26 protein-coding genes and 8 pseudogenes are annotated in these 26,958 nt (G+C 70.6%); 21 read left to right on the top strand and 13 right to left on the bottom strand.

The annotated features are described in order from the left end of the window. Positions 1–4: 4 nt before the first annotated feature. The 3 genes and pseudogenes from MU852_RS14915 (at position 5) to MU852_RS14905 (ending at position 3,125) form a co-directional block, all read left to right on the top strand. A pseudogene (locus tag MU852_RS14915) lies at positions 5–717 on the top strand (tRNA1(Val) (adenine(37)-N6)-methyltransferase). A 58-nt stretch (positions 718–775) separates the two neighbouring features. Beyond that, complete coding sequence (gene mutL / locus MU852_RS14910) at positions 776–2,599, top strand: DNA mismatch repair endonuclease MutL (RefSeq protein ID WP_430641156.1); 1,824 nt, start codon at positions 776–778, stop codon at positions 2,597–2,599. Positions 2,600–2,633: 34 nt separating this feature from the next. After that, positions 2,634–3,125: a low molecular weight protein-tyrosine-phosphatase gene (locus tag MU852_RS14905; RefSeq protein ID WP_249750215.1), complete on the top strand. Its 492-nt coding sequence runs from the start codon at positions 2,634–2,636 to the stop codon at positions 3,123–3,125. Here MU852_RS14905 and MU852_RS14900 read toward each other — a convergent pair. Continuing rightward, positions 3,106–3,396: a hypothetical protein gene (locus MU852_RS14900; RefSeq protein ID WP_249750214.1), complete on the bottom strand. Its 291-nt coding sequence runs from the start codon at positions 3,394–3,396 to the stop codon at positions 3,106–3,108. The genes MU852_RS14905 and MU852_RS14900 overlap by 20 nt on opposite strands. A 75-nt stretch (positions 3,397–3,471) precedes the next feature. On the opposite strand from MU852_RS14900, the gene MU852_RS14895 reads away from it, so the two are divergent. Together MU852_RS14895 and MU852_RS14890 are read left to right on the top strand one after the other, a co-directional pair. Continuing rightward, a complete protein-coding gene (locus MU852_RS14895) occupies positions 3,472–4,035 on the top strand; it encodes an RNA polymerase sigma factor (protein WP_347342401.1) in 564 nt (187 codons plus the stop codon). Between the two features lie 89 nt (positions 4,036–4,124). Continuing rightward, positions 4,125–4,574 (top strand): hypothetical protein, encoded by a 450-nt coding sequence (locus MU852_RS14890; protein ID WP_249750212.1) that lies wholly within the window; start codon positions 4,125–4,127, stop codon positions 4,572–4,574. Positions 4,575–4,595: 21 nt separating this feature from the next. On the opposite strand, the gene rsmD is transcribed toward MU852_RS14890, so the two are convergent. The 4 genes and pseudogenes from rsmD to MU852_RS14875 all read right to left on the bottom strand — a co-directional run bounded on the left by rsmD (position 4,596) and on the right by MU852_RS14875 (position 7,075). After that, entirely contained in the window at positions 4,596–5,159 is a 564-nt protein-coding gene (gene rsmD / locus MU852_RS14885; protein WP_249750211.1) for a 16S rRNA (guanine(966)-N(2))-methyltransferase RsmD, read from the bottom strand. A gap of 5 nt (positions 5,160–5,164) precedes the next feature. Beyond that, complete coding sequence (locus MU852_RS14880) at positions 5,165–5,392, bottom strand: GFA family protein (RefSeq protein ID WP_249750210.1); 228 nt, start codon at positions 5,390–5,392, stop codon at positions 5,165–5,167. Between the two features lie 68 nt (positions 5,393–5,460). Beyond that, a pseudogene (locus tag MU852_RS18385) lies at positions 5,461–5,508 on the bottom strand (GFA family protein); the annotation flags it as partial. A gap of 91 nt (positions 5,509–5,599) precedes the next feature. Next, positions 5,600–7,075, bottom strand: coding sequence for a pseudouridine synthase (locus tag MU852_RS14875; protein WP_249750209.1), 1,476 nt, complete (start codon positions 7,073–7,075; stop codon positions 5,600–5,602). 12 nt (positions 7,076–7,087) lie between these two features. Between MU852_RS14875 and tadA the strand changes: the two genes are divergently transcribed. Together tadA and MU852_RS14865 are read left to right on the top strand one after the other, a co-directional pair. After that, a complete protein-coding gene (gene tadA, locus MU852_RS14870) occupies positions 7,088–7,546 on the top strand; it encodes a tRNA adenosine(34) deaminase TadA (RefSeq protein WP_249750208.1) in 459 nt (152 codons plus the stop codon). A gap of 39 nt (positions 7,547–7,585) precedes the next feature. Then, positions 7,586–8,011 (top strand): MliC family protein, encoded by a 426-nt coding sequence (locus MU852_RS14865; RefSeq protein ID WP_249750207.1) that lies wholly within the window; start codon positions 7,586–7,588, stop codon positions 8,009–8,011. Here MU852_RS14865 and aroB read toward each other — a convergent pair. Then, positions 8,008–9,114 carry a 3-dehydroquinate synthase gene (gene aroB, locus MU852_RS14860; RefSeq protein WP_249750206.1) on the bottom strand — a complete coding sequence of 369 codons (1,107 nt, stop codon included), beginning with the start codon at positions 9,112–9,114 and terminating at the stop codon, positions 8,008–8,010. The two genes, MU852_RS14865 and aroB, sit on opposite strands and share 4 nt — an antisense overlap. Further along, positions 9,111–9,622 (bottom strand): annotated as a pseudogene (locus tag MU852_RS14855) (shikimate kinase). The gene aroB and the pseudogene MU852_RS14855 overlap by 4 nt, the downstream one beginning before the upstream one ends. A gap of 169 nt (positions 9,623–9,791) precedes the next feature. Between MU852_RS14855 and MU852_RS14850 the strand changes: the two are divergent. The 6 genes and pseudogenes from MU852_RS14850 (at position 9,792) to MU852_RS14825 (ending at position 13,380) form a co-directional block, all read left to right on the top strand. Beyond that, positions 9,792–10,684, top strand: a pseudogene (locus MU852_RS14850) (tyrosine recombinase). A 17-nt stretch (positions 10,685–10,701) separates the two neighbouring features. Further along, complete coding sequence (locus MU852_RS14845; RefSeq protein WP_249750205.1) at positions 10,702–10,926, top strand: DUF1902 domain-containing protein; 225 nt, start codon at positions 10,702–10,704, stop codon at positions 10,924–10,926. 67 nt (positions 10,927–10,993) lie between these two features. Further along, positions 10,994–11,188 carry a type II toxin-antitoxin system HicA family toxin gene (locus tag MU852_RS14840; protein WP_249750204.1) on the top strand — a complete coding sequence of 65 codons (195 nt, stop codon included), beginning with the start codon at positions 10,994–10,996 and terminating at the stop codon, positions 11,186–11,188. An 88-nt stretch (positions 11,189–11,276) separates the two neighbouring features. Further along, positions 11,277–12,226, top strand: a pseudogene (locus MU852_RS14835) (acetyl-CoA carboxylase carboxyltransferase subunit alpha). A 126-nt stretch (positions 12,227–12,352) separates the two neighbouring features. Further along, the gene (locus MU852_RS14830) at positions 12,353–12,910 is read left to right on the top strand and encodes a response regulator (protein WP_249750203.1); all 558 of its coding nucleotides are present in this window, start codon (positions 12,353–12,355) and stop codon (positions 12,908–12,910) included. Continuing rightward, on the top strand, positions 12,907–13,380 hold the full coding sequence (locus MU852_RS14825; protein ID WP_249750202.1) for a chemotaxis protein CheE: 474 nt from the start codon (positions 12,907–12,909) through the stop codon (positions 13,378–13,380). The genes MU852_RS14830 and MU852_RS14825 overlap by 4 nt, the downstream gene beginning before the upstream one ends. Here the strand turns inward: MU852_RS14825 and MU852_RS14820 are convergent. The 3 genes and pseudogenes from MU852_RS14820 to MU852_RS14810 form a co-directional block, all read right to left on the bottom strand. Next, positions 13,368–15,252: pseudogene (locus MU852_RS14820) on the bottom strand (ABCB family ABC transporter ATP-binding protein/permease). The gene MU852_RS14825 and the pseudogene MU852_RS14820 overlap by 13 nt on opposite strands. Positions 15,253–15,296: 44 nt before the next feature. Beyond that, positions 15,297–16,313: a threonine aldolase family protein gene (locus tag MU852_RS14815; RefSeq protein WP_249750201.1), complete on the bottom strand. Its 1,017-nt coding sequence runs from the start codon at positions 16,311–16,313 to the stop codon at positions 15,297–15,299. Then, complete coding sequence (locus MU852_RS14810) at positions 16,313–17,242, bottom strand: mechanosensitive ion channel family protein (protein ID WP_249750200.1); 930 nt, start codon at positions 17,240–17,242, stop codon at positions 16,313–16,315. Before MU852_RS14810 ends, MU852_RS14815 begins: the two co-directional genes overlap by 1 nt. A 159-nt stretch (positions 17,243–17,401) precedes the next feature. Here MU852_RS14810 and MU852_RS14805 point away from each other — a divergent pair, with 159 nt between their 5' ends. The 3 genes from MU852_RS14805 (at position 17,402) to MU852_RS14795 (ending at position 19,484) form a co-directional block, all read left to right on the top strand. Continuing rightward, complete coding sequence (locus MU852_RS14805; protein WP_249750199.1) at positions 17,402–18,658, top strand: cation:proton antiporter domain-containing protein; 1,257 nt, start codon at positions 17,402–17,404, stop codon at positions 18,656–18,658. A gap of 40 nt (positions 18,659–18,698) precedes the next feature. Next, positions 18,699–18,899: a DUF2093 domain-containing protein gene (locus MU852_RS14800; RefSeq protein WP_249750198.1), complete on the top strand. Its 201-nt coding sequence runs from the start codon at positions 18,699–18,701 to the stop codon at positions 18,897–18,899. Between the two features lie 78 nt (positions 18,900–18,977). Beyond that, on the top strand, positions 18,978–19,484 hold the full coding sequence (locus MU852_RS14795; protein WP_249750197.1) for a response regulator: 507 nt from the start codon (positions 18,978–18,980) through the stop codon (positions 19,482–19,484). Here the strand turns inward: MU852_RS14795 and MU852_RS14790 are convergent. Together MU852_RS14790 and MU852_RS14785 are read right to left on the bottom strand one after the other, a co-directional pair. Then, the gene (locus MU852_RS14790) at positions 19,433–20,494 is read right to left on the bottom strand and encodes a lysophospholipid acyltransferase family protein (RefSeq protein ID WP_249750196.1); all 1,062 of its coding nucleotides are present in this window, start codon (positions 20,492–20,494) and stop codon (positions 19,433–19,435) included. The genes MU852_RS14795 and MU852_RS14790 overlap by 52 nt on opposite strands. Further along, the gene (locus MU852_RS14785; protein ID WP_249750195.1) at positions 20,484–21,254 is read right to left on the bottom strand and encodes an SDR family NAD(P)-dependent oxidoreductase; all 771 of its coding nucleotides are present in this window, start codon (positions 21,252–21,254) and stop codon (positions 20,484–20,486) included. The genes MU852_RS14790 and MU852_RS14785 overlap by 11 nt, the downstream gene beginning before the upstream one ends. Positions 21,255–21,360: 106 nt before the next feature. Between MU852_RS14785 and tipF the strand changes: the two are divergent. From tipF to MU852_RS14765, 4 genes and pseudogenes are all read left to right on the top strand, one after another. Then, positions 21,361–22,634: pseudogene (tipF, locus tag MU852_RS14780) on the top strand (flagella assembly cyclic-di-GMP phosphodiesterase TipF). Positions 22,635–22,854: 220 nt separating this feature from the next. Next, positions 22,855–23,723 (top strand): annotated as a pseudogene (locus MU852_RS14775) (TIGR01459 family HAD-type hydrolase). Between the two features lie 38 nt (positions 23,724–23,761). Beyond that, positions 23,762–24,223 (top strand): MaoC family dehydratase, encoded by a 462-nt coding sequence (locus MU852_RS14770; protein ID WP_249750194.1) that lies wholly within the window; start codon positions 23,762–23,764, stop codon positions 24,221–24,223. Next, on the top strand, positions 24,223–25,155 hold the full coding sequence (locus MU852_RS14765) for a bifunctional riboflavin kinase/FAD synthetase (protein WP_249750193.1): 933 nt from the start codon (positions 24,223–24,225) through the stop codon (positions 25,153–25,155). Before MU852_RS14770 ends, MU852_RS14765 begins: the two co-directional genes overlap by 1 nt. 131 nt (positions 25,156–25,286) lie before the next feature. Here MU852_RS14765 and MU852_RS14760 read toward each other — a convergent pair whose 3' ends face one another. After that, complete coding sequence (locus MU852_RS14760; protein ID WP_249750192.1) at positions 25,287–25,814, bottom strand: gamma carbonic anhydrase family protein; 528 nt, start codon at positions 25,812–25,814, stop codon at positions 25,287–25,289. Positions 25,815–26,117: 303 nt separating this feature from the next. Here MU852_RS14760 and MU852_RS14755 point away from each other — a divergent pair, with 303 nt between their 5' ends. Beyond that, positions 26,118–26,915: a PhoH family protein gene (locus MU852_RS14755; RefSeq protein ID WP_249751976.1), complete on the top strand. Its 798-nt coding sequence runs from the start codon at positions 26,118–26,120 to the stop codon at positions 26,913–26,915. Positions 26,916–26,958 lie beyond the last annotated feature (43 nt).

The following is a 26,958-nucleotide window of genomic DNA, read 5'->3' as shown; positions in this document are numbered from 1 at the left end:
CGGCCTGCTGAACGGCCGCGTGCGCCTGCGCCAACCCGCGCGCGGCTACCGCGCGGGTCTGGATGCGGCCCTTCTGGCCGCCGCCGTCCCGGCCCTGCCCGGCCAGCGCGTGCTGGAGGCGGGCTGCGGCGCGGGCGGCGTGCTGATGCCGCTCGCCGCGCGACGGCCGGGCGTCACCCTGACCGGGTTGGAGCGCGACCCCGCGATGGCCGGCCTGGCGCGGGAAAACGCCGCCCTAAACGGGGTCCAGGACCGCACGACGATTCGCACCGGCGACGTCGCCGCCGGCTTTCGCACCCTGGACCTGCCGCCGTTCGACTGGGCCGTGTCCAATCCGCCCTTCTTCGACGACGCCGCGACCCTGCGCGCCCCGGCCGAGGGCAAGCGCGGCGCCTGGATAGCCGACGACGGCCTCCAGGCCTGGACGGCCTTCCTGCTGAAGGCGGTGCGCGAGGGGGGCGCATCGTCGTCATCCACCGCGCCGATCGGCTGGCCGACCTGCTGTCGCTGCTGGGCGACAAGGCCGGGGGCTTCGCCGTGCGCCCCGTCCACCCCTTCGCCGACCAGCCGGCCAAGCGGGTCCTGGTCCACGCCGTCAAGACCGGCCGCGCGCCCTTGCGCCTTCTGCCGCCCCTGATCCTCCACGACCGCTCGGGCGCCCAGCACACGCCCGAAGCCGACGCCATCCTGCGCGGCGACGCCGCCCTGGACTGGTGAGGCGCCGGCGCGTCCCGCCGTGGCGCGAATCCCCCGCGCGCCCTATCTTCGACGCCTCATGCCCATTCGTCGCCTCCCGCCCGAGACCGTCAACCGCATCGCCGCCGGCGAGGTGGTCGAGCGGCCGGCCAGCGCCATCAAGGAGCTGGTCGAGAACGCCCTGGACGCCGGCGCCGCCCATATCGAGATCCAGGCCGACGGCGGCGGCCTGTCGCGCATCCTGATCGCCGACGACGGCAAGGGTATTCCGCGCGACGAACTGCCCCTGGCGGTCGAGCGCCACGCCACGTCGAAGCTCGAGGCCGACGACGCCGGCGACGTGGACCTGCTTCGAATCCACACCCTGGGCTTCCGGGGCGAGGCCCTGCCCTCCATCGGCTCGGTCGCCCGCCTGTCGATCACCACCCGCGCCCGCGACGAACGCGACGCCTGGGCCATTCGCGTGGAGGGCGGCGATCACCGCCCCCTGGCCCCCGCCGCCTTCCCCGGCCCGCACGGCGCGCGGGTCGAGGTGCGCGACCTGTTCTACGCCACCCCCGCCCGGCTCAAGTTCATGAAGTCCGAACGGGCCGAGGCCATGGCCATCTCGGAAGAGATCAAGCGCCAGGCCATGGCGCACGAGGCCGTCGCCTTCACCCTCTCGCTGGACGGCAAGACCACCCTGCGCCTGCCGGCCGAACATCCCGGCGACGAGGGCCGCCTGAAGCGCCTGTCCGCCCTGCTGGGCCGCGACTTCGAGGCCAACGCCCTGCTGATCGACCAGGAACGCGACGGCGTGCGCCTGTCGGGCTACGCCGGCCTGCCGACCTACAGTCGGGGCAACGCCGCGCACCAGTATCTGTTCGTCAACGGCCGCCCGGTGAAGGACCGCCTGCTGCAAGGGGCCCTGCGCGGCGCCTACGCCGACTTCCTGGCGCGGGACCGTCACCCGGCGGCGGCCCTGTTCCTGGACATCGATCCGCTCTTCGTCGACGTCAACGTGCATCCGGCCAAGGCCGAGGTCCGCTTCCGCGATCCGGCCCTGGTGCGCGGCCTGATCGTCGGGGCCCTGAGGCACGCGCTGCACGCGGCCGGCCACCGCGCCTCCACCACCGTCGCCGCCGACGCCCTGTCCAGTTTCCAACCCCGCAGCGGCGCGTCGACCGCCCCGGCCTACAGCCCCAGCAGCCCCTCGGCCCAGGGTTTCAGCGGCTGGACCGGCTGGTCCCAGCCCGCCGCGGCCGCCCAAGTCCTGCCCGGCCTCAACGAACGCAGCGCCCGCGTGGAGCCGGCGTGGGACGGCCCCGTCACCAGTCATGACTTACGAGTCACGCCATACGACCCGCCCCTCGACCCCATCGACTACCCGCTGGGCGCCGCGCGGGGCCAACTCCACGCCAACTACATCGTCGCCCAGACCCGCGACGGCCTGGTCATCGTCGATCAGCACGCCGCCCACGAGCGCCTGGTCTATGAGCGGATGAAGGCCCAGATGGCCGAGGGCGCCGTGACCCGCCAGGCCCTGCTAACGCCCGAGGTGGTCGACCTGGACCCGGCCGAGGCCGAGCGCGTCGCCTCGCGCGCCGACGAACTGGCCGAGATGGGCCTGGTGGTCGAACCCTTCGGCGCCGGCGCCGTCCTGGTGCGCGAGACCCCGGCCATGCTGGGCGACGCGGACGTGCAGGGCCTGATCCGCGACATCGCCGACGACCTGTCCGAACACGGCCAGGCCCTGTCGCTCAAGGAGCGCCTCGCCGCCATCTGCGGCACGATGGCCTGCCACGGCAGCGTCCGCTCGGGCCGCGTCCTGTCCGCCCCCGAGATGAACGCCCTGCTCCGCCAGATGGAAGCCACCCCCACTCCGGCCAATGCAACCACGGCCGTCCCACCTATGTGGAGCTGAAGCTGCACGACCTCGAAAAGCTGTTCGGGCGGCGATGACGACCGCGCTCAATCGTCGGCCCCCGACCCCCTCCATCCTCTTCGTCTGCCTCGGCAACATCTGTCGCTCGCCGCTCGCCGAGGGGGCCCTGCGTGCGGACGCCGGGCGCCTCCGGCTCGATCTGATCGTCGATTCCGCCGGGACCGGGAACTGGCACGCGGGCGAGCCGCCGGACCCGAGGGCGCAGGCGACGGCGCGGCGGCACGGGGTCGACATCTCGGGCCTGAAGGCGCGGCAGGTGACGCCGGCGGACTTCCGCCGCTTCACCCACATCGTCGCCCTGGACCACGACAATCTGGCCAACCTGCGCCGCCTGGCCCCCGTCGACGCCGCCGCCGAACTCAGCCTGCTGCTCGACCACGTGCCCGGCCGCGAGGGCCAGGCCGTGGCCGACCCCTATTTCGGCGACGACGACGGCTTCGAGGTCACCTGGGCCGAGGTGACGGCCGCGGCCCGGACCCTGGCGCTCAGCCTGCGCGGCCGGTGATCTTGCGCCAGATGCGCTTGCGCGCCTCGACCACCGACACGCCCAGCAGGGCCGCCACGGTCCAGAAAAGGGCCTCGGTCGCCACCGCCGCGACGATGGCCAGGGTCAGGCGCGTCCCGCGCGGGACGTCCAGATAAAGCCCGATGCCCAGGGACGCCCACGCCCCGATGGCGGCGACCAGCAACAGGCCGGCCAGCACCTTCAGGAACCCTTTTCCCCGCGCCAGCGCGCCGGCCTTCGGTTGGTCCTCGACATCGCTCTGGATGGTCATGGCGAACTCCTCTCGTTTTTCGACGCCTGACCTGAAAGTCTCGGCCGACATCGGAGTCTTTCATCCCGACCGACGATTTTTCCGGAGAGCGCCGCGCTGGGACGCGACCAGACCTTCGAAGCCCTGCTGGCCGAACACGGCGCCATGCTGCGCCGCATCGCCTCGGCCTATGAGGCGGACCGCGAGCGGCGGCGCGAACTGGAGCAGGACATCCTGCTGGCCGTCTGGCGCGCCCTGCCGAAACATCGCGGCGACGCGCCGCTGCGCCACTTCATCGCCCGCGTCGCCCACAACCGCGCCGTCACCCATGTGGCGCGCGAGGCCGCAGAGCCGCGCCGCCAGCCTCTGGACGAGGCCGCCCCCAGCGACGCCCCCACCCCGCACGAGGCGGCCGAGGCGCGCGACCTGCACGACCGGCTGGCCGACGCCGTGCGCGCCCTGCCCCTGCCGCTGCGCCAGCCCGCCCTGTTGACCCTGGAAGGCTTCCCCGGCCGAGATCGCCGAGATGCTGGGCCTGAACGCCAACGTCGTCTCTATCCGCCTGACCCGCGCCAAGGCCGCCCTGCGCAAGGCCATGAACCCGGAGGCTCGGTCATGAGCACGCCCCCGAAGACCACGCCGACGACTGGACCGACCTGACCCGGGCGTGGAGCGCCGCGCCCGACGACGGCCCGCCGCTGGACGCCGCCCTGATCCGGTCGCTGCGCCGTCGCGACCGGCTGGCCCGGTTGAACTTCATCTCCGAGATCGTCGGCGGCCTGGCCGTCGTCGGCGTCATGGGCTGGGCGCTGTGGCGCGGCGTCGACCTGCCGGTCGTCCTGGCCGCCCTGGGCTTCGCCGTCTTCGCCCTGGTGATGACCTTGTGGTCGCGGCGCGGCGATCCGGGCCTTCTGACCGACACGCCCGAGGCCGTGCTGCGCTCGGCCCTGGGCCAGGCCCGCACGGGCTACCGCTGGGCCCTGGCCGGGGTGGCGATCAGCCTGGCGGGCATGGTCTTCCTGATCGTCATGCTGTGGGTCGCCGAACCGGTCGCGGAGATGCGCGGCCCGATTCTGGCGGGCGCCGGCCTGTTCCTGGCGGCCTGCATCGGCTTCTACCTGCGCCATGCGCGACGCTGCCGACAGCGCATGGCGGCGCACCGCGCGGCGCTGGAGGCGCTGCGGGACGGCCGCGCCTGAGCCTTGTTCAGACGCGGCGCCTCATTCGGCCCGCAGGAACAGCACCCGCGCCGCGCCATAGTCGCGCGCGTCCAGCCGGTCATAGCCCGGCGTGTCGATCTCGGGCTCGTCGGACCCGCGCTCGAACACCACCAGGGCCCCCGGCTTCAGCCAGCCGCCCTCCTTCAGCCGCGCCAGCGTCTGTTCCCCCAGCCCCTTGCCGTACGGCGGGTCCAGAAAGGCGATGTCGAACGCTTCGGCGACGGGACCCGGCCGCACGCCCAGATCGGTCGCGCTGCGCCGATGCACCCGCGTGCGCCCCATCAGGCCGTAGGTGTCGGCGTTCTCGCGGATGGCGCCGCGCGCGTCGTCGTCGATCTCGACGAACAGGCAGAAGGCCGCCCCCCGGCTGATCGCCTCGAAGCCCAGGGCGCCCGAGCCCGCATACAAGTCGATGACCCGCGCCTCGTGCAACGGCTCGGCCCAGGCGGCGTGCTCCAGCACGTTGAACACGGCCTGGCGCGCGCGGTCGCTGGTCGGGCGCGTGCCCCGCCCTTCCGGCGCCACGATGGCCCGGCCCTTCAGGCTGCCGGCGACGATCCGCACAGCTTTCAGGCCTCGGGTGGGGCGAACTGGGCGTAAAGTTCGGCCGTGGTCAGGCGCGGCCGATCCCCCGCTAGGGCGTAGGTCTCGGGCTTGCTCTCGATGCAGAACTCGTCCTCCAGCACAAAGCTGGACGCGTTATCGAACGCCTGGGCCGAGACCATGGTGATTCCCCCATCGTTGGCGCGCCAGAACAGGCCGGTCCCGCACGCCGGGCAGAACTGGCGCGTCCCCATTCGGACGAGGTGTAGGTCGCCACATCTCCCCGCACCTGGACGCTGTCGCCGCAATCCACGCTGAACAGGATCCCGCCCGACAAGCGTCGGCACGTGCCGCAATGGCAGGCGTGCATCCCGCCCTTGGGCGTGGCGCTGAAGGTCACTGCGCCACACAGGCATCGGCCGGTCTGGACGGTCATGGTCTCGCTCCTCCGCTAAGGGCGATCAGCGCGGACCCCGCGGCTTGCCGCCGGGGCTGCGTCCGCTGGTTCCCGACGGGCCGGCGGGCTTGCCGCCCGTGCGGGGCTTGAAGTCGCGCCCGCCGGGCTTGGCGCCCGCGCGCGGACCCGGCTTGGCGCCAGAGCGGCCCGCGGGCTTGCGCCGGTCGTCGATGAACTGGTCGTCGCGGGGCTTGAAGGGGCGCTTGGGCCGGTCGCCATCCGTCCGCGCCGGGCGCTCGCCCTCGGGGGCGGTGCGTTCGCGCGGCTTGAAGGTCTTGGCGTGCTCGAACTTGGGCTTGGCCTTGGCCCAGCCGTCCTTCTTCGGCGCCCGCTCACGACGCTCGACCGCCTCGGCCTGAGCGCTCTCGGCGGCGCGGACGCGGCTGGGCTTCCTCGACGGGTCGGACATGGCCGAACCCGAGCGGCCCTTGACGATGGGCGTCGAGATGCGCCTTCCGGGGATCGGCGCGGGCGTCTCGACCGTATTGCCGGTCGGCAGGTTCTCGGGCCGGATGTGCTCGCCCAGCAGCTCGCGGATCACGCGGGGCCCCACCTCCTCGACCGACCCGACCGGCAGGACGTCCAGCCGGAACGGACCATAGGCGAGGCGGATCAGGCGATTGACCGTCAGGCCGATCGACTCCAGCACCTTCCTGACCTCGCGGTTCTTGCCCTCGGTGATCGAGACCGAGACCCACAGGTTGGCCGGCGCCTTGCCATCGTCGGATTTCGACTCCTTGGCCTTGTCCAGCGTCGCCTCGATGGGGCCGTAGGACACGCCGTCCACGACCACCCCGTCCTTCAGCTTGTCCAGGTCGGCCTGGGTGATCTTGCCGCGCGCCCGGGCCCGGTACTGGCGGACCAGGGCCGTCGACGGCAGCTCCAGCGCCCGGCTCAGCTCGCCGTCGTTGGTCAGCAGCAGCAGCCCTTCAGTGTTCAGGTCCAGCCGGCCGACCGAGATCACCCGCGGCAGGCCCGCCGGCAGGGCGTCGAACACCGTCGGCCGCCCGGCCGGGTCGTTGTGGCTGGTCAGCAGGCCCGCCGGCTTGTGATAGCGCCAGACGCGCGTCGCCTGGGCCGCGCCGATCGGCTTGCCGTCCACGGTGATCACGTCGTCGCGCGTCACCAGGGTGGCGGGCGTGTCCAGGATGCGGCCGTTCACCGCCACCTTGCCCAGGCCGATCAGCCGCTCGACCTCGCGGCGCGAGGCGATGCCGGCGCGGGCCATGGCCTTGGCGATCTCGCTCGCTGCGGACCGGGGCGGCGTCGGCCTTGCCGGACTTGGGGGCGGCTTGCCGTCCTTGGCGGCGCGCGGACGATCGCCCGTGGGCTTGTCGCCAAACGGCTTTCTCGGCCTGTCGCCGAAGGGGGCCTTCCCGTCGCCGCTCTTGCGGGGACCGGAGGATTTGAAGGGCCGGGGCGACCGTTCGTCTTGACGGGCGCGGGGCTTCTTGTCGTTGTCGTCTGTATGGCGGACCATGATGAGCGGTTCATGCGCATGGCGCTGGACCAAGCGCAAGCGGCGGCGGACGCGGGAGAGGTCCCGGTGGGCGCAATTCTGGTCGATCCGGCCACGGGAGAGGTGATCGCCAGCGGCGCCAACGGCCCCATCGGCGCCCACGACCCGACCGCCCACGCCGAGATCGTGGCCCTGCGCCGCGCCGCGACGGCGCTGGGGAACTACCGCCTGACCGGCCTGACCCTCTATGTCACGCTGGAGCCCTGCGCCATGTGCGCCGGGGCCATCAGCCACGCCCGCATCGGCCGGGTCGTCTGGGCCGCCGACGATCCCAAGGGCGGCGCCGTGATCCACGGTCCGCGCCTGTTCGAGCAGCCGACCTGCCACTGGCGCCCGGCGACCGACTCGGGTCCTCTGGCGCAGGAGGCGTCCGCCTTGCTCCGCTCCTTCTTCCGTTCGCGGCGGGGAACGGCCGCGTCGGGCGCACGTTAGGACGCCGCGCCAAGCGGCGCCGTGGGAGGGACGACTGCCTTGATAAAGCTGGATCCGCCGCAATCCATCCTGTTCGCGGGCCTGGCGGCCCTGACCGTGATGACCGCCTGCGGCCCTGACCCGTCGCGCGCGCCCACCACGGGCGACGAGGTCAAGGAACGCGCCATCGAGGCCCAGACCGCCCGCAAGCGCACGGGCGCCGAGCTGCAGGACCGCATCCTCAACAACGTCGTCCACGCCGTCTATCTGTGCGACAACGGCGAGCGCCTGACCGTCGACTTCGACAATCCGCGCGAGATGGCGACCGTGCGCAACTCCTCTGGCGAGGCGGTCGACCTTTACCAGCAGCGCGCCGCCGACGGCATCTGGTACCGCGCCTCGGGCGTCGAACTACGCGGCAAGGGCGTCATGGCCACCTGGTCCGTCGAAGGCCGCCAGTCGACCGACTGCCGCGCGGTGGATTAACCCGCCGCACCTTCCTCGATCAGGAAGGCCCTGACGCTGCTCGCATCGACGCCCTTGGCCACGAAGGCCTGGCCGATCCCGCGCGCCAGGATCAGGGTCAGCGCGCCCCCCTCGGCCTTCTTGTCGCCGGCCATCAGGGCCAGCAGGCGATCCGCGTCGAACGTCCCCGCCTGGTCCAGCCGCGTCGGCAGGCCCGCCGCCGCGATCACGGCCTCGACCCGCCGGGCGTCGGCCTCCGGGCACAGACCCTCGCGCGCCGAATAGCGGAAGGCCAGGCAGCACCCCAGGGCGACCGCCTCGCCGTGCGCCAGGGCGGCCTTCTCGAAGCCCAGCTCCGCCTCGACCGCATGGCCGAAGGTGTGGCCCAGGTTCAGCAGGGCGCGACGCCCCGCCTCCTTCTCGTCCTCGCTGACGACGGCGCTCTTGATCTCGACCGAGCGCACCACGGCCCGCTCCAGCGCGGCCGGATCGCCGCACGCGCCGCCCGCCCCGTCGCCCGCCAGCCAGTCGAAGAAGGCCGCGTCGCAGATCAACCCGTGCTTCAGCACCTCGGCCCAGCCGGAACGCAGCTGCTTGTCGGGCAAGGTCGCCAGCACGTCGATGTCGGCCAGCACCAGGCGCGGCTGATGAAAGGCGCCGACCAGGTTCTTGCCCCTCGGCGTGTCGATGGCGGTCTTGCCCCCGACGGAGGAATCCACCTGCGCCAGCAGGGTCGTCGGGACCTGCACGAAGTCGATCCCGCGCATGTAGAGCGCCGCCGCCAGACCGGCCAGGTCCCCCACCACCCCGCCGCCCAGGGCCACCACCACGTCCTTGCGGTCCAGCCCGATCTCCAGCAGCCGGTCCAGCACCCGCTCCAGCTGAGCAAAGGACTTGGACGCCTCGCCCGCCGGCACGGTGATCGTCTGGGTCCGCACCCCGGCCGCCTCCAGCGACGCCGACAGGGCCTGGCCGTGGATCGCCGCCACCGTCTCGTCGCTGACGATCACGGTCCGTCCCTTGGCCAGCGGCGCGATGCGTTCGCCCGCGCGCGCCAACAGGCCGCGTCCCACCACCACGTCATAGGGCCGGAACCCCTGGCCGCCCACGGTAAGGGTCGTCATGTCTTCGTCTCCGCGCATCGCTTGCGCCGCCAATGCCGGCGCAGTTCGCGATGGATGGCGTCCACCGCCTGGCCGTGAGACCCCTCGCCCACGTCCACCGTCAGGTCCGCCTCGGCGTAGAGGGGGTAACGCGTCTCGGCCAGGCCTGTCAGCACCTCCCGCGGATCGCGCCCCCGCAGCAGGGGTCGCGTGTCGCGACGGGCCACCCGTTCCGCGATGACGCCCAGGTCGGCCCGCAGCCACACCGTGTCCGCCCGTTCGCGCAACAGCGCCCGGGTCTCGGCGTTCATCATCGCCCCGCCGCCCGTGGCCAGCACGATCGGCGGCCCCTCCAGAAGGCGGCGCATCACCCGGGCCTCTCCGGCGCGAAATCGCCCTCGCCCATGCTGGCGAAGATTTCGGCGATGGTCATGCCGGCCGCCGCCTCGATCTCCACGTCGCCGTCGGCGAAGGGCAGCTTCAGCCGGTTGGCCAGCCGGCGCCCGACCGAGGATTTGCCCACCCCCATCAGCCCGACCAGCGCTATGGTGCGTCGCGGCGGCGGATCGCGCGTCGTCTCATCCGGGCGCACCGGCGAACAGACGTGGCAAGAAGGCGGCGAGGCGGGCGGACATGATCGACCAACCCTCTACACGATGCGCCGCCCCGCGCCATACGCCGCGGCGCCGGATCGTCCGATGACGCCCCAGATCGAGGCCTTTCTGGAGATGATGGCGGTGGAGCGCGACGCCTCGCCCCACACCCTGGCCGCCTACGCCCGCGACCTGGCGACGCGGAGACGGCGACCGGCGGCCTGATGCAGGCCGATGCGGAGGGGCTGGAAACCTGGTTCGCCGACCTGTCGCGGCGGGGCCTCTCGGCCGCCACCGCCGCGCGTCGCCGTTCAGCGGTGCGTCAGTTCTATCGCTTCGCCCTGGCCGAGGGCTGGCGCGGCGACGACCCGTCGCGTCGCCTGGACGCGCCCAGGCAGGGGCGCGCCCTGCCCAAGGTGCTGTCGCGCGACGAGATCGACCGGCTGCTGCAGGCCGCCGCGCGCAAGGACGCGGCCGCCGGCCTGCGCCTGGTCGCCCTGGTGGAGCTGGCCTACGCTTCGGGCCTGCGCGTGTCGGAGCTGCTGGCGCTGCGAGTCGAGGCCGTGCGGCGCGATCCGGCCTATCTGATCGTGCGCGGCAAGGGCGGCAAGGAACGCCTGGCCCCCCTCAACGGCGCGGCGCGCGAGGCGGTCAAGGCCTGGCTGGCCGCCCGCGACGAGAAACGTAAGCCCGAGACGCCCGACAGCCCCTGGCTGTTTCCGTCCTCGGGCCGAACCGGCCGCCTGACCCCCCGCCGCTTCGCCCAGCTGCTGGACGAGGCCGCCCTGGCCGCCGGCCTGGATCCCGCCCGGGTCAGCCCCCACGTCCTGCGCCACGCGTTCGCGACCCATCTGCTGGAAGGCGGCGCCGACCTTCGCGTGGTCCAGACCCTGCTGGGCCACGCCGACATCGCCACCACCCAGATCTACACCCACGTCGCCACCGACCGGCTGACCCAGGTCGTCCGCCAGAACCACCCCTTGGCGCGCGACGACTGACGGCGCATATTCGCCGGATGGCGCACTCGTTCTACGTCAAGGCGATCTGGGACCCCGAAGCCGAGGTCTGGTGCAGCGAATCCAACATCCTCGGACTGGTATTGGAAACGGCGACTCTGGGTGAGTTTGAATCGCTAGCCCGCCATTTCGCGCCTGAGCTTCTGGCGGAAAACCTAGGAATCCACGGCGAAGTACCCGTTCGTTTCGAGGCCGTCGGCGGCTTCGACGTTGTCGCCGCATGATCTGCCTGTGCGTTGAGAACGCACGCCTCGAATCCATCATGAGCCATCTCATCTGATCGAGGCGGGCGTGCCCAAGGACTTCTATCCGCAACTCACCGCCCTCCTGTACGCCGCCGGTTGGCGACGCGTCGCGAACGCCAAGGGCAGCCACGAGAAATGGCGACATCCTGATCAGCCGCACGCCATCACTGTTCCTCGCTCCAAGAGCCGGCACACAGCCAACGAAATCCTCAGACAGGCCGGATTGCCCAAGGCCTTCTGAACCCCCGCTTGCCGGGCGGCGTTGACGTCTCTAGGTTCCGCCGCCTTCCCTTGGGTCGCCCCGCGCCCCGCTGTTCCGGACGCCTTAGATGGCCACGCACTACCTCGACTTCGAAAAGCCCATCGCCGATCTGGAAGCCAAGATCGCGGAGCTGTCGGCCCTGTCCGAGAGCGCAGGCTCCTTCGACGCCGAGATCGCTGGCCTGCGCCGGAAGGCCGACCAGCTGCGCAGGAAGACCTACGCCGGCCTGGACCCCTGGATGAAGACCCAGGTCGCCCGCCATCCCCAGCGTCCGCACTTCGTCGACTACGTCCAGGGCCTGTTCACCGACTGGAACGAGCTGCACGGCGACCGCCAGTTCGGCGACGACCAGGCCATCCTGGGCGGCCTGGCCCGGTTCCGCGGCCGGCCGGTGGTGGTCATGGGCCACGAGAAGGGCCACGACACCGACACCCGCCTGCGCCACAACTTCGGCATGGCCCGGCCCGAGGGCTATCGCAAGGCCGTGCGCCTGATGGACATGGCCGAACAGTTCGGCCTGCCGGTGCTGACCTTCGTGGACACCGCCGGCGCCTATCCCGGCCTGGGCGCCGAGGAGCGCGGCCAGGCCGAGGCCATCGCCCGTTCGACCGAGCGCGGCCTGACCCTGGGCGTTCCTTCCATCGCCACCATCACCGGCGAGGGGGATCGGGCGGCGCCATCGCCATCGCCGCCGCCAGCCGGGTGCTGATGCTGGAGCATTCCATCTATTCGGTCATCTCGCCCGAGGGCGCCGCCGGCATCCTGTGGCGCGACGGCGCGCGGGCCAGGGACGCGGCCATGGCCATGAAGATCACCGGCCCGGACCTGATTCAGCTGAAGATCGTGGATCGCCTGATCGACGAGCCCGTCGGCGGCGCCCACACCGAGCGCGCGGCGGCCATCGCCACGGTCGGCGACGTCCTGGCCGAGGAGCTCAAGACCTTCGACGGCCTGACGCCGCAACAGATCCGCAAGGCGCGCGCCGACCGCTTCTACGCCATCGGCGCCCTGGCCTGACCGCCGTCAAAGCCGCCTTGGGCGAACAGCGTTAACGCCCTGTCCACCCGGAATTGCGACCTTGGCGGCAGCTGACGGGGAATCGAGCATGATCCGCACCACGGGATCGACAAAGCGCGGGCACGCATGACCACGCTGGGCGATTCCCTGCGCGAAAGCGCCGTGTTCAACCTGGGCGGCGCGGTCACCATGATCGTCGACGATTCGCCGTTCTCCCTCACCCTGACGGCCAACGCCCTGGCCGGTTTCGGCATCCGCCCGGCCTTCACCGTCGGCAGCGGCGGGGACGCCAAGCGCATCCTTCAGGAAAAGCCCGTCGACCTTCTGGTGGTCGACACCGACATGCCCGACATCGACGGCTTCGAACTGGTGCGCTGGCTGCGCCGGTCGGGCCTGAACCCCAACGCCTTCTCTCCGGTGATCATGACCGCCAGCCACATCCGGCGCGGACGCCTGAACCAGGCCCGCGACTGCGGCGCCAACTTCCTGGTCACCAAGCCCTTCAGCGCGGCGATGCTGCTGGAGCGCATCCTGTGGGTCGCGCGCGACAACCGCCCCTTCCTGGAGGTGGGCGACTATTTCGGTCCCGACCGTCGCTTCCGCGACGAGCAATGGGACGGCCCCGAACGCCGCGCCGACCGCATGGGCGCGACGAAGGCCTCCAACACCGTGGAGATCGCATGACCGTCATCACCCACGTCCAGCGCAAGTCGCGCCTGGCCCAGATGGTCGACAAGCCCGGCGGGATCAGCGTCGGGGTCGCCCTGGCCCAGGCCAAGGCCAATCTGGACGGCCTTCAGGACCAGGCGATCGCGCTGATCGCCCAGAACATCGCCGCCCTGCTGGCGCCGCCCACGCCGGGCCTGCCGGAGAAGATGCGCCTGGAGATGGCCTACGCCTCCTCCAGCCAGATCATCGACGCGGCCAGCCCCTTCGCGATGGACGACCTTTGCATCGCGGCGCGGGGCCTGTGCGACCTGCTGGACGCCGCGCCGCGCGACGGCGGGTTCGACTGGCGCATCCCCACGGTCCACGCCCAGGCGATGAAGCTGCTGCTGGCCCTGCCGGGCGACGCGACCGAGGCCCGCCAGGCCATCGTCGACAATCTGCGCGAGGTGCTGCGGCGCAAGCTGGGCGCCGGTCAGGCGGGCTGACCCGCCCGGCCCGCGCGGGTCTGCTTCTTCCACAGGGCCGCGTATTCGCCGCCCACGCGGGCCACTAGTTCGTGATGGGCGCCCCGCTCCACGATGCGGCCGGCCTTCAGCACCAGGATCTGGTCGGCGTCGGCCACGGTCGACAGCCGGTGCGCCACCACCAGGGTCGTGCGCCCCGCCCTGGCCTTTCGAAGCGTCTTCTGGATCGCGGCCTCGGTGCGGCTGTCCAACGCGCTGGTCGCCTCGTCCAGGATCAGGATGCACGGATCGGCCAGCAGGGCGCGGGCGATGCCGACCCTCTGGCGTTCGCCGCCCGACAGCTTCAGCCCCCGTTCGCCCACCTTGGTCTCCAATCCCTCGGGCAGGGCGCGGATGAAGTCGGCCAGTTCCGCCGCCTCGGCCGCCGCCCAGACGGCTGCGGCGTCGGCGTCCGGCCGGGCGAAGGCGATGTTGGCGGCGATGGTGTCGTTGAACAGCGCCACGTCCTGCGGCACAGGGCCACCGCCGACCGCAGCGAGGTCTGCTTCACCGCCCGCACGTCCAGGCCGTCGATCAGCACCCGCCCCTGCTGCGGGTCAAGCAGCCGCAGGGCCAGCTTGACGATGGTGGACTTGCCCGCGCCCGACGGCCCGACCAGGGCCGTGGTCGTGCCCGGCGCCGCGAGGAAGCTGACGTCCTCCAGCCCGTTCGCCCGCGCGTCGTGGCGGAAGCCCACATGATCGAACGCCAGGGCGGCCCCGCGCGCGTCGGCCGGCCGCGGCAGGGCGACGGCGTCCGGCGCGTCGGCCACCTGCGGCGTCTGGCGCGTGACCTTCAGCATCTCCTCCATGTCGATGAAGGACTGACGGATCTCCCGATAGGCGAAGCCCAGGATGTTCAGCGGCGCGTACAGCGAGATCAGGATCAGCACCGCCGCCGTCACGTCGCCCGGCCCCATCCGTCCGGCCGCCGCCTCGAAACCGGCCATCACCGCCATGACGCCCAGGCCGACTCATTCATGATCAGGGCCTGCATCCCGTTCAGCAGGTTCAGCGAGGTGTTGGCCTTCAGCGCCGCCTCGGTGTAGTCGCCCAGCGCCTGGTCATAGGTCCGCGCCGCCCGCGCCTCGGCCCCGAAGGCCTTGACGGTCTCGTAGTTCAGCAGGGCGTCGACCGAGACGCCGGCCGCCTCGGAATCGGCGGCGTTCATCACCCGCCGATGTTCCAACCGCCAGTTGGACATGGCGAAGGTGGCGATGGTGTAGATCACCACGACCACCACCGCCACGGCGGCGAAGCGCCAGTCGTATTTCCCGCCCAGGACGAAGGCCGCCAGCAGCAGCTCCAGCGCCGTCGGGATCAGGTTGAAGGCCAGGATGCGCAGCAGGAAGTCGACCGCGCGCGATCCCCGGTCCAGCGTCCGCGACAGGGCGCCGGACCGCTTGGTCTGGTGGAAATCCATCGACAGCCCCAGCGCGTGGGCGAAGGCCTCGGCCGCCGTCCTTCGCTGGGCCGCCGCGCGCACCGGGGCGAACACCACATCCGAGACCTGCGGCGCCGCCGACGAGAGGAACCGCACCAGGGCCCAGCCGATCGCGAAGGCGGCGAAGCCCCAGCCCACGGCGACCGCCGCATCCTGTCCCGCCGCCAGCCGGTTCACCGCGGCGCCCAGCATCAACGGCGCCAGCACGCCCAGCCCCTTGCCGGCCAGCGTCAGGCCGATGGCGGCGGTCAGCCTGAGACGAAGTTGCGGCGCGCCCGAGCGCGCGACCAGCCGCACCAGGTCCGCCAGCGCCTTCAGCGTCGGCGGCCCTTCCACTCCGTCTTGTGAACTCCCTGCCTGCTGCGCCTTCACCAAGGGATCGCGTCGGCTTCCGGAGCGCTCTCCGCGCATGGCCATGCGGGGCATATGGGCGGGCGATGCGGCGACGAAAAGGCCTATTCCAGCCCGGCGACCGCCTCGATCAGCTCGTCCACAGCTTCGGTCGTCGTGGCCCAGGAGCAGACGAACCGCACCGAGCCGTCGTCGAAGGCGTAACAGGCCCAGCCCAGGGCGTTCAGCCGGGCGTGCGCCTCTGCCGGCATCCGCACGAAGACGGCGTTGGCCTCGACCGGATGGGCCAGGACGAAGCGCGATCGCGTGGCCACGCCCTCGGCCAGCCGCTGGGCCATCAGATTGGCGTGGGCGCCGCCCGCCTCCCAATCGCCGCTTTCCAGCAGACCCAGCATCGGCCCGGCCAGAAAGCGCGCCTTGGACGCCGTCTGCCCGGCCTGCTTCAGCCGGTTGTCCAGCCGCCGCGCCAGGCTCTTGTCGAACAGCACGATGGCCTCGGCGCAGTTGGCGCCCGCCTTGGCGCCGCCGAACACCAGGACATCGACGCCCAGGCGCGCGATGTCCTTCAGATCGAACCCGGCCGCCGCCGCATTGGCCAGCCGCGCCCCGTCCAGGTGCACGCCATGACCGCGCAACTTCACCGGCTCGATCAGGTGACGCAGCTCCTCCTCGGAATAGACGGCGCCGTATTCCGTCGCCTGGGTCAGGCTCAGCGCCGCCGGCGGCTGGCGATGGCCGACTTCCGGCTCGTCCAGCTGAGCCTTCAGCGCCAGCGGGTCGATCTTGCCGGAAAAGCCCGGCAAACCGATCAGCCCCAGCCCGTGGCCGAAGAAGCCGGGCGCCCCGGTCTCGTCGGTGCAGACGTGGGCGGCGTTGTGGGCCAGCACCGCCTCGAACGGAAAGGCCAGCATCGACAGGGCGATGGCGTTGGCCGCCGTGCCGCTGAACACGAACCGAACCTCGGCGTCCGCGTCCAGCCGCTGGCGGATCTGGTCGGCGGCGCGCGCGGTGACGTCGTCGGCCCCATAGGCGCGCGCGAACCCGTCGTTGGCCCGGACCAGCCCCTCCACCGCGCTCGGCGCCATGCCGGCGGTGTTGTCGGACCCGAAATCGTAACGCATCACTTGTCCCCGTCGACCGGTCCGACCGCCTTCAACTGGACCAGGGGCACGACGTCCTCGCGATAGGGCACGGCCACCTGGTGCGGGAACGGAATCTCGATCCCGGCGGCGTCCAGCGCCTCCTTGCCGGCCTGCATCAGGTCCGCCTGGGTCTGCCACCAATCCGAGACCTCGACCCAGGCGTGCAGCGTCACCTGAACCGCGCTGTCCAGCAGGCCCGTGACCCCGGCCCACGGCGCGGGGTCGTGCAGCACCTTGGCGTGCGCCCCGGCCACGCCGGTCAGGACGCCGCGCGTCTGGGTCAGGTCCTCGCCATAGCCGACGGTGAAGTTGATCTCGATCCGCCGTGTCTGCTGGCCGGTGATGTTGGTGACCGTGTCGCCCAGCACCTTGGCGTTGGGGATGACGATCTTATGGTTGTTGGCGTTCGACAGTTGCGTGGTGAACAGGTCCAGCCGCTGCACCGATCCGGCGATCCCGCCCACGTCGATGACGTCGCCGACCTTGTAGGGCCGCAGGATCAGCAACATGATGCCGGACGCCACGTTCGACAGCGTGCCCTGCAGCGCCAGGCCCACGGCCAGGGACGCCGCGCCCAGCACCGCGATGATCGACGTGGTCTGCACCCCCAGCCGCTGCAGCACGGCGATCATGCCGATGACGATGACCACCACCCGCACCACCTGGGTGGCGAAGCTGAGCACCGTCGGATCGTGGCGGAAGCCGCGAACGCGCGACAGCCCCCGCCGCGCCGCCCCCGCCGCCCACTTCGCGGCGAACAGGGTGACGACGAAGATCAGCACCGCGACGGTCAGGTTGATGGCGAAGTCGCCGGCCAGATCGATCAGCTTGGCGACCAGGGCGGCGTCGACGGCGACAGCCTGTCGACCCGCCGCGACGGCTTCGGCTATGGGCGTGGGATTGGACATGCGGCGGGTCTAACGCCTCAGCGGGGGATTGGAACCCCGTCGCGGAAATTCTGCTGCTTCGTCATGGGCGCGCGACACCGCGCCGCCTTGCCGAATCGCCAAAGCGCCCCCAACTGCGAAGCATTCCCAACGCGACCCCCGCCCGCGACAGGAGCCCCGATGCCGCATGCCGACAGCCTGATCCTTACCCTGGTGGGGGGCTTCGTCCTGGCCTTCGCCTTCGGCATGTTGGCTCATCGACTGAAACTGTCGCCGCTGGTCGGCTATCTGGTCGCGGGCGTCGTGGTCGGTCCCTATACGGCCGGTTTCGTCGCCGACACCGAACTGGCGCCGCAGTTGGCCGAGATCGGCGTCATTCTGCTGATGTTCGGGGTCGGGCTTCACTTCTCGCCCAAGGACCTGATGCAGGTCCGCAAGGTCGCCGTTCCCGGCGCCCTGGGCCAGATCGCCGTGGCCACCGTCCTGGGCTGGGCGCTGGGACGGTTCGTGCTGAAGCTGACGGATGTGGAGGCCCTGCTTATGGGCTTCGCCCTGTCGGTCGCCTCCACCGTCGTCCTGCTGCGCGCGCTGGAAGAGCGCAAGCAGGTCAAGGGCGAGATCGGCCGCATCGCCGTGGGCTGGCTGATCGTCGAGGACCTGGTCATCGTCATCGCCCTGGTCATGCTGCCGATGGTGGTGGTGCCCGCCGGCACGCCGATGGACCTGGGGGCCCTGGGCGCCAACGTCGGCTGGACCCTGCTGAAGGTGGCGCTGTTCGTCGGCGTCATGCTGGTCGTGGGCGGCCGCGTCATGCCGTGGCTGCTGATCCGCATCGCCCACACTAAGTCGCGCGAGCTGTTCACCCTGGGCGTCCTGGCCATCGCCCTGGGCATCGCCTGGGTGGCCTATTTCCTGTTCCACTCGTTCGCGCTGGGCGCCTTCCTGGCCGGCCTGGTGATGAACGCCTCGCCGCTGGGCCACAACGCCGCCGAGCGGTCGCTGCCGCTGCGCGACGCCTTCGCCGTGCTGTTCTTCGTGTCGGTGGGGATGCTGTTCGATCCGATGATCCTGGTGCGCGAGCCCTGGGCCGTGCTGGGGGTGCTGGGCATCATCATCGTGGGCAAGTCGGTCGCCGCCCTGGCCATCACCAAGCAGTTCGGCCTGGACCGCCGCACCGGCTTCACCGTCGCCGCCAGCCTGGCCCAGATCGGGGAGTTCTCCTTCATCCTGGCCGCGCTGGGCGTCAGCCTGGGCGCCCTCAGCCGCGAGACTCACGACCTGATCCTGGCCGCCGCCCTGCTGTCGATCTCGCTCAATCCGTTCGTGTTCAAGCTGACCGATCGCCTGGGCGGCAAGCCCAAGCCCCCCAGGGGCGCCGAGCCCGAGGCCGCCGACGGCCCGGTGACGGACGCCGTCAGCCCGCCCACCTCGGCCTGAGGCCCCTTGCGGGCGGCGCCGGCCGCGCTATCGTCGCCCCATGGACACCACAGCGACCGAACCCGCGACCCTTCACTACGGCGACGGCGAATTCGCCGTCCTGAAGCCGGGCCGATTCGTGCGGTGCGCCGTCACCGACAAGGCCATTCCCCTGGAGGCCCTCCGGTACTGGAGCCCGACGCGGCAGGAAGCCTACTGGGGTCCGGGCGAGTTCATCTCGCGGCTGAATCCGCCCGGCTGAAAGCGTCGTATGGCGAAGCTTGAACACCGATCTTCAACGGTTCGGCGTCACCGTGGCGGTCCATAGACTGAGCCTTCCATGACCGCCGCCCTGCAATCGCTCAACGTCCTTCTGGTCGATGACAACCAGCACATGCGCGCCATCGCGTCGGCCGTGCTGCATTCCGCCAATGTCCGCAACGTGCGCGAAGCCCCGGACGGCGCCTCGGCCTTCGAACTGCTGCGCCAGTATCCGATCGACCTGGCGATCGTGGACTTCAACATGTTCCCCCTGGACGGCGTGGAGTTCACCCGCCTGGTGCGCAACAGCCCCGACAGCCCGAACGTCTATCTGCCCATCATCATGATGACCGGCCACGCCGAGAAGAAGCGCGTGACCGAGGCGCGCGACGCGGGCGTCACCGAGTTCGTGGTCAAGCCGATCACGGCCAAGGCGGTGCTTGACCGGCTCAATGCGGTGATCTTCAGGCCCCGCGCCTTCGTCAAGACCGACGGCTATTTCGGCCCCTGCCGCCGCCGTCGCGACCTGGAGGGCTACGCCGGGCCGTTCAGGCGATCCGCCGACGGACGATCCAGCGCCGCATAAACCTTGTCGGGCCAGCGCTTGTGGACCCAGAACCAGTCCACGGGATGCTCCCGCACGCGGTCCTCGACGAAGCGGTTGGCGGCCTGCACGCCGGCCAGCACGTCGGCGGTCTTGTCCGGGGTTTCCTCCACCACGATCGGCTCGTGCGCGGTCACGCGGAAGCGCACGCCCGGCAGCCGCGTCACCGACAGCGGCTGCATGATGGTTCCGAACTTCAGCGCCAGGCGCGCCGCGCCGGGCGAGGCGTTGACCGGCTGGCCGAAGAACTCGACCTCCGGCCCCTGATTGTATTTCTGGTCGACCAGCAGGGCGATGGAATCGCCGCGCTTCATCCCCGCCATCAGCTCGCGCGTGCCGTCGCCCTTGGGCGCGAACAGGCGGATGCCGTAGCGCTCGCGGCTCTGGCGGATCAGGGCGTCGACATAGGGGTTGTTCGCCGCCCGATAGGTCACCTGGCACGGCACGCCCGAGGCCATGATCACCGCCGCCATCACCTCGAAGTTGGCCAGGTGGCCCGAGATCAGCACCGCGGGCCGGCCGCTGTCGCGAATGGCGTGCAGCCGCTCCATGCCGACCACTTCGACCCGCCCGCCCTCGGGCGTCAGCCGGTCCATCACCGCCAGCTCCGCAAAGGTGCGGCCGGTCTGGTCCCACTGGTCCAGCGCCAGCCGCTCGCGCTCGGCCGCGCCCATGTCCGGAAAGGCGATCCGCAGGTTTCGCATCACCGTCTTCTGGGTGCCCGTCAGCGGCCCCAAGGTCCGCAGCAGCCAGCCGCCCAGGCCGGACGCCCGCTCGACCCCCAGCAGCCGCAGAAAGGCGAACAGCGCCCGGAAGGCGAACGCCTCCAGCCGCCAGACGACATCCTGCCGAACGTCTTTCGCGCTACCGCCCTTCGGGCTGCTTGAGCGCGGATTTTGCTCTGCGCTATCGCCCTTCGGGCTGCTTGAGCGCGGATTTTGCTCTGCGCTATCGCCCTTCGGGCTGCTTGAGCGCTGTTGTTCACCAGGCAATCGTCAGTCCGCCGTCCACCACCAGGGTCTGGCCGGTCACATAGGCCGACGCAGGGCTGCACAGATAGACCGCCGTGCCCGCGATTTCATCGGGCTGGCCGATCCTTTTCAGCGGCGCGGGTTCGGTGACCGTCTTCAGCAGCTCGGGGTTCTCCCACAGGTATTTGGCGAAGTCGGTCTGCACCAGGCCGGGCGCGATGCAGTTCACCCGCACGTTCGACGGCCCGTATTCCACCGCCAGGTTGCGCGCCAGCTGCATGTCGGCGGCCTTGGAGATGTTGTAGGCGCCGATCAGGGCGTTGCCGCGAAGCCCGCCGATCGACGAGATGATCAGGATCGCCCCCTCCTTGCGCTCCAGCATCTGCGGCGCGACCATCTGGATCAGCCAGTGGTTGGAGATGACGTTGTTCTGAAGGATCTTCTCGAACTGCTCGTCGGCGATCCCCGCCATCGGCCCTGCATAGGGGTTGGTCGCGGCGTTGCAGACCAGGATGTCGATCCGGCCGAAGGCGCTGTTGGTCTCGTCCACCAGACGCTGCAGCTCTTCCTTCGAGGCGATGTTGGCGGGAACGGCGATGGCCCGGCCCTCGCCGTGCTTGCCGTTGATCTCGGCGGCGACCTCGTCGCACGGCCCGGCCTTGCGCGACGAGATCACGACCCTGGCCCCATGTTCCGCCAGCCGTTCGGCGATGGCCTTGCCGATTCCGCGTGACGAGCCGGTGATGACGGCGACCTTGCCGGTCAGATCGAACAGTTCCATGCGCTTCCCCTTGTTTCCGGCGGGGATATTTCCCGCGCCGCTCTAGCCGAACGTCCTTGATACCCCGATACTCGGGCGATTCCATACGGGAGCGACAAGCGCCACGATGCGCACCATCACCTCGGGCTTCCTCTATTTCGCCTATCTGTTCCTCGGGCTGACCGTGGGCGCCTTCCTGTGGCGCGCGGGGCTAGGGATCGGCGCGGGCGTGGCGGGGACGCTGGGGGCGCTGGGCCTGCTGGCCGCCTTCCACGGCATCGTCACCGGCGTCGCCGCGCGGCGCGCCCTGAAGAAGGAGATCGCCCAGGTCCGCGAGGCGCACCGCCTCTTGGCCGATGCCATGGAATCCACCCAGGGCGCCCTGACCGAACTTGCTGAGGCGATCGAGACCGGGGCCCTGGCCGGCGCCGACCAGCTGACCGGCGAGGTGCGGATGCTGGAAAGCCTGGTCCAGCAGATGAGCGACAGCATCGACCAGCGCCTGTCGGCCGCGCCGACCATCGGCCTGGACACCTTCGAAGGCCGCCGCCAGGCCCAGTCCAACGTCCTGCTCCAGACCATCCACGAGGCGCTCAGCGAGAACCGGGTCGACCTGTATCTGCAGCCGGTGGTGTCCCTGCCCCAGCGCCGGACCATCTTCTACGAAAGCTTCACCCGCCTGCGCGACGCCTCGGACCGCGTCATGATGCCGGCCGAATATCTGTCGGTGGCCGAGGGCGAGGGCCTGGTGCCGGCCATCGACAACCTGCTGCTGTTCCGCTGCGCCCAGATCGTGCGCCGTCTGGCGCGCCAGGACCGCAAGGTCGGCGTCTTCTGCAACGTCGCCCTGACCAGCCTGGGCGACGAGGCCTTCTTCCCCAAATTCCTCGACTTCCTCAGCGAGAACCGCGACCTGAACCAGGCGCTGATCTTCGAATTGGGCCAGGCCACCTTCGACGCGCGCGGCGCGGTCGAGGCGCGCAACATGGCCAAGCTGGCCGACCTGGGCTTCCGCTTCTCGCTGGACAAGGTCCAGACCCTGGACCTGGACTTCGCCGACCTGCAGCGCTCGGACGTCAAGTTCATCAAGGTCTCGGCCGACCTGCTGATCGAACAGTTGCTGGATCTGGACGGCGGCGCCCCTTGCGTTCCATGCCCGACATCCAGGCCGCCGACTTCGCCGGCCTGACCCGCCGCTACGGCGTCGAGGTCATCGCCGAGAAGGTCGAGAACGAGCGCCAGGTGGTCGACATCCTGGAGCTGGACGTCGGCATGGGCCAGGGTCACCTGTTCGGCGAGCCGCGCGCCATCAAGGAGCAGGTCCTGGCCGAGACCGATCCCCCGGCCGAATTCCTGCGCTCCACCCTGCGCAGCGCGGAACAGCGTCGCCGCTTCCACTGAGTTTCGTCATCCTCCGGCGAGCGCAGCGAGACCGGGGGACCCAGCGGCGCCACAGGCGAAATCCATCCGCCACACGATCTGAAGACCAAGTCCGCGACAGGTTCGCGCTATCGCGCGCCGCTGGATTCCGGGTCTCCGCTGCACTTCGCCGGGAATGACGAAGATTGAACGCGGGCGGGCGGCCTTCTCCCTCTTCGACAGACCGGCTAAGACCCCGCGCATGACCCTCCCCCATCCGCTTCCCCATCTCGGCGAGATCGCCGGCGACTACGACATCCTGCTCTGCGACGTCTGGGGCGTGATCCACAACGGCCGCGAAAGCTGGCCGGCGGCCTGCCAGGCCCTGACCCGCTTCAACCAGCGGGGCGGCCATGTCGTGCTGATCTCCAACTCCCCCCGCCCGGCCACGGACGTGATCGCCCAGTTGGACGGCCTGGGCGTGCCGCGCGAGGCGTGGAAGGCCTTCGTAACCTCCGGCGACGCCACCCGCGCCGAACTGGCCAAGCGCGCGCCCGGCCCGGCCTGGATCGTCGGACCCGAGCGTGACGACGCCCTCTACGCCGGGCTGGACCTGAACCGCGCGACCGGCGCCGCCGACGCCGCCTTCATCTCCGTGACCGGCCCGGTGGACGACGACACGGAAACGCCCGAGGACTATCGCGACCGTTTCGCCGCCGGCGCGGCCCGCGGCCTGGAGCTGATCTGCGCCAATCCCGACCGCGTGGTCCAGCGCGGCGACAAGCTGATCTACTGCGGCGGCGCGCTGGCGGACCTGTACGATCGCTGGGCGGCCGCGTCGTCATGGCGGGCAAGCCCTACGCCCCGATCTACGACCTGGCGATTCGCGAGGCCGAGACGCTAGCGGGCGGTCCGGTCGATCGTTCGCGCGTCCTGTGCATCGGCGACGGGGTGGTGACGGACGTGATGGGCGCCAATGCGCAAGGCCTGGACTGCCTGTTCATCGCCCAGGGCATCCACGGCGACCAGGCCAAGGGCCCGGACGGCGCCCTCGACCCCGCCCGCGCCGCCGACCTGCTGAAGGCGGAAACGACCTACGCCCGTTACGCCGCGCTGGAACTGGCGTGGTGAGGATGGCCATTTCGTCGCACCCCCGCTAAAGCCGTCCGATGGTCGATCTGGTTCAGCAGCATCCGTCCGGGGGCTATATCCTGGATGAACTTCACGTCGGCATGGCCGCCGAGAAGATCGTCGTGGCGACGGAGCAGCGCATCCAGCTGTTCGCCGAGGCGTCCGACGACTTCAATCCCGTGCATCTGGACGAGGCCTTCGCCTCCAAGACCGCCTATCGCGGCCGCATCGCGCATGGCCTGCTCAGCGCCTCGTTCGGCTCGGCCGTGGTCGGCACCATCCTGCCCGGCGCGGGCTCGATCTACATCTCCCAGACCCTGGCCTTCCACCAGCCGGTGCGGATCGACGACGAGGTGCGCATCGTGATCACCGTGATCGAGATCGAGCCGGACGCCGCCCGCGTGAAGCTGAGCTGCGAGGGCTTCGTCAACGGCGCCCTGATCATGGACGGCGTCGCGGTCGTCCGGGTGCCGCGCCGGCGCAAGCCCTCCGCCCGCTGATGCGGATCGTCCGGGACTGGCGCGGACTGTCCGACGCCGACCGGGGCGCGGCGGTCGCGGTCGGCGCCTTCGACGGCGTGCACCGGGGCCATCAGGCGGTCATCGCAAAGGCGCGCGCGGCCGCCGAGCGCCTGGGCGTTCCGCTGGGCGTGGTCAGTTTCGGTCCCCACCCCCGTCGGTGGTTCCAGCCCGACGCCGCCCCCTTCCGCCTGATGACGGCCGATCAGATGGCCCAGGCCCTGGCGCCGCTGGGCGTCGACGTCCTCTATCTCCTCCCCTTCGACGGCGAGATGGCGGGCATGGGCGACGCCGACTTCGCCCAGCGCGTCCTGGCCCAGGGTCTGGGGATCCGCCACGCCGCCGTCGGCTTCGACTTCACCTTCGGCAAGGGCCGCTCGGGCTCGCCCGAGGCGCTCAGGACCTATGGCGAGCGCCTGGGCTTCGGCGTCTCGGTGGCCCAGCGGATCGACGACGCGGACGGGCTGAAGCTGTCGTCCAGCGCCGTGCGCGAGGCGCTGAAGGCCGCGGACATGGCCCGCGCCGCCGCCATCCTGGGCCGTCCCTTCGCTATCCGGGGCGAGGTGATCCACGGCGACAAGCGCGGCCGCACCATCGGCGTGCCCACCGCCAACATCGACCTGGGCGACTATATGCGGCCGGCCTACGGCGTCTATGCGATCCGCGCGCAACTTCCCGACGGCCGGACCTTCGACGGCGTCGCCAGTCTGGGCGTGCGGCCCATGTATGCGCTGCAGACGCCTCTTCTCGAGGCCTGGCTGTTCGACTTCGACGGCGACCTGTACGGCCAGACGCTGGACGTCCAGTTGATCGCCTGGCTGCGCGGCGAGCAGACCTTCGACGGCCTGGACGCCCTCAAGGCCCAGATCGAGCGGGACGCCGCCGCGGCGCGGGCGGCGTTGACGACTTCCTGACTTCGTCATTCCGGGGCGTCCGCAGGACGAACCCGGAACCCAGCAGGACAGCGCCGGCGCCAACGACGCGGTATGGATCGCGATTGCGGTCCTGGGTTCCGGGTTCCTCGCGCGAAGCCCCGGAAGGACGATCAGAGCGGGCGCAACCCCGCCGCATACCGCTTCCAGTTCGCCACATAGTGGTCGGCCGACATCTTCAGCACCGCCACATGGTCGGGATCGCGCTCGCGCACCACCTTGCCGGGCTGCCCCACGACCAGGCTGTTGTCGGGGATCACCTTGCCCTCGGTGATCAGGGCGTTGGCGCCGATGATGCAATTCCTGCCGATCTTCGCCCCGTTCAGCACCACCGCCCCGATGCCGATCAGGCTGTAGTCCCCGACCTCGCAGCCGTGCAGCATGGCCTGGTGCCCCACCGTCACCCCGCGCCCCAGCGTCAGCGGCGAGCCCGGATCGGTGTGCAGCACCGCCCCGTCCTGAACGTTCGAGCCCTCGCCCAGGGTGATCGCCTCATTGTCCCCTCGCAGCACCGCGCCGAACCAGACGCTGGCGTCGCGATGAAGAATCACGTTCCCTATGACCACAGCATTCGGCGCGATCCAGTATTCGCCTTCCGGCGGAAGCTGAGGACCTTTGTCGTCAAGCGCGTAAACAGTCATCCGAACACCGATCATCTTCGAAAAAGAACGCTTTAAGCGTTTGGAAACCACGTTAGCATCAGAGTGTTGATGCGATTCGAGACCGACATATCGGCCCCGAATCCGAAGCCGGATCAAGCCCGGTCCGGTCAGTGACGGAGCTTCGCGTGGCGCGTTGGGATCCGGGTGCGGTCGTCAGGCGGCGGGACATCCCCGTTGCGGACGGCCCCGCTGTCGATCCGGGCGGCCATTCGGCAGGCTTCGACTTCTTCCTTCCCAAGTCCACCCAAGGCGGCGCCCACGCGGGTCCGCCTTTTTCATGCCCTGGAGGCGTCCATGACCAAGCGTGCGGCGATCAAGCGTCAGGCCCGTGAGCACGGGATTCTCGATTCACGGGACTTCATGGAGGAATCCAAGGTTCGGCGGCTCCATGCCCATGAGCAACGCGCGGATCGGGGCGGCTGGTCGCCCTACCCGTCCAACGACGACCGCGACCAGGCCTATCTGAAGACGCTGAAGCCCAAGTCGGACGGCCAGGCCGAACTGATGACGGCGATCGACCACCACAACCTGGTCATGGCCCTGGGCCCGGCCGGCACCGGCAAGACCTATCTGGCCGTGGCCAAGGCGGTCGAGGCGCTGGAGGCGGGCAAGGTCGGCCGCATCGTGCTGAGCCGCCCCGCCGTCGAGGCCGGCGAATCGATCGGCTTCCTGCCCGGCGACATGGAGGACAAGCTGGCCCCCTATCTGCGCCCCCTCTACGACGCCCTGTCGGACCGCCTCAGCATGAAGCGGGTCAAGGCGCTGATGGCCGAGGGCCTGATCGAGATCGCCCCTATCGGCTACATGCGCGGCCGCACCCTGAACAACGCCTTCATCGTCGTGGACGAGGCCCAGAACTGCACCTACGTCCAGCTGAAGATGCTGCTGACCCGGCTGGGCTGGCACTCCACCATGGTCGTCACCGGCGACCCGCACCAATCCGACCTGCTTCCCGGCGTCTCGGGCCTGGCCGACATCTCGGCCCGGCTTGAGGCGGTCGACGACATCGCCGTCGTCCGCCTGGCCGAACGCGACATCGTCCGCCACCCCCTGGTCGCCTCGATGATCGGGGTGCTGTAAAGCGATCGTTCGGCGCCGGCCATGAACGGTCGGTGCCGAACAG

This window comes from Brevundimonas albigilva, assembly GCF_023503965.1.
In the GTDB taxonomy this organism is placed as follows: Bacteria; Pseudomonadota; Alphaproteobacteria; order Caulobacterales; family Caulobacteraceae; genus Brevundimonas; species Brevundimonas albigilva.
This window is presented reverse-complemented; position numbering and strand designations above follow the sequence as displayed.

Bases quoted from the DNA above. Each gene is read 5' to 3' on its own strand.
- MU852_RS14785 (WP_249750195.1), bottom strand. From the start codon at position 21,254: ATGGAACTGTTCGATCTGACCGGCAAGGTCGCCGTCATCACCGGCTCG.
- aroB (WP_249750206.1), bottom strand. From the start codon at position 9,114: ATGACGACCCTTACCGTGGGCGGCCAGGGGTTCCGGCCCTATGACGTG.
- MU852_RS14825 (WP_249750202.1), top strand. From the start codon at position 12,907: ATGACCGTCATCACCCACGTCCAGCGCAAGTCGCGCCTGGCCCAGATG.
- MU852_RS14760 (WP_249750192.1), bottom strand. From the start codon at position 25,814: ATGACTGTTTACGCGCTTGACGACAAAGGTCCTCAGCTTCCGCCGGAA.
- MU852_RS14800 (WP_249750198.1), top strand. From the start codon at position 18,699: ATGGACACCACAGCGACCGAACCCGCGACCCTTCACTACGGCGACGGC.
- MU852_RS14905 (WP_249750215.1), top strand. From the start codon at position 2,634: ATGACGACCGCGCTCAATCGTCGGCCCCCGACCCCCTCCATCCTCTTC.
- mutL (WP_430641156.1), top strand. From the start codon at position 776: ATGCCCATTCGTCGCCTCCCGCCCGAGACCGTCAACCGCATCGCCGCC.
- MU852_RS14795 (WP_249750197.1), top strand. From the start codon at position 18,978: ATGACCGCCGCCCTGCAATCGCTCAACGTCCTTCTGGTCGATGACAAC.
- MU852_RS14815 (WP_249750201.1), bottom strand. From the start codon at position 16,313: ATGCGTTACGATTTCGGGTCCGACAACACCGCCGGCATGGCGCCGAGC.
- MU852_RS14770 (WP_249750194.1), top strand. From the start codon at position 23,762: ATGGTCGATCTGGTTCAGCAGCATCCGTCCGGGGGCTATATCCTGGAT.
- tadA (WP_249750208.1), top strand. From the start codon at position 7,088: ATGCGCATGGCGCTGGACCAAGCGCAAGCGGCGGCGGACGCGGGAGAG.
- MU852_RS14845 (WP_249750205.1), top strand. From the start codon at position 10,702: ATGGCGCACTCGTTCTACGTCAAGGCGATCTGGGACCCCGAAGCCGAG.
- MU852_RS14830 (WP_249750203.1), top strand. From the start codon at position 12,353: ATGACCACGCTGGGCGATTCCCTGCGCGAAAGCGCCGTGTTCAACCTG.
- MU852_RS14900 (WP_249750214.1), bottom strand. From the start codon at position 3,396: ATGACCATCCAGAGCGATGTCGAGGACCAACCGAAGGCCGGCGCGCTG.
- MU852_RS14805 (WP_249750199.1), top strand. From the start codon at position 17,402: ATGCCGCATGCCGACAGCCTGATCCTTACCCTGGTGGGGGGCTTCGTC.
- MU852_RS14810 (WP_249750200.1), bottom strand. From the start codon at position 17,242: ATGTCCAATCCCACGCCCATAGCCGAAGCCGTCGCGGCGGGTCGACAG.
- MU852_RS14765 (WP_249750193.1), top strand. From the start codon at position 24,223: ATGCGGATCGTCCGGGACTGGCGCGGACTGTCCGACGCCGACCGGGGC.
- MU852_RS14875 (WP_249750209.1), bottom strand. From the start codon at position 7,075: ATGGTCCGCCATACAGACGACAACGACAAGAAGCCCCGCGCCCGTCAA.
- MU852_RS14880 (WP_249750210.1), bottom strand. From the start codon at position 5,392: ATGGGGACGCGCCAGTTCTGCCCGGCGTGCGGGACCGGCCTGTTCTGG.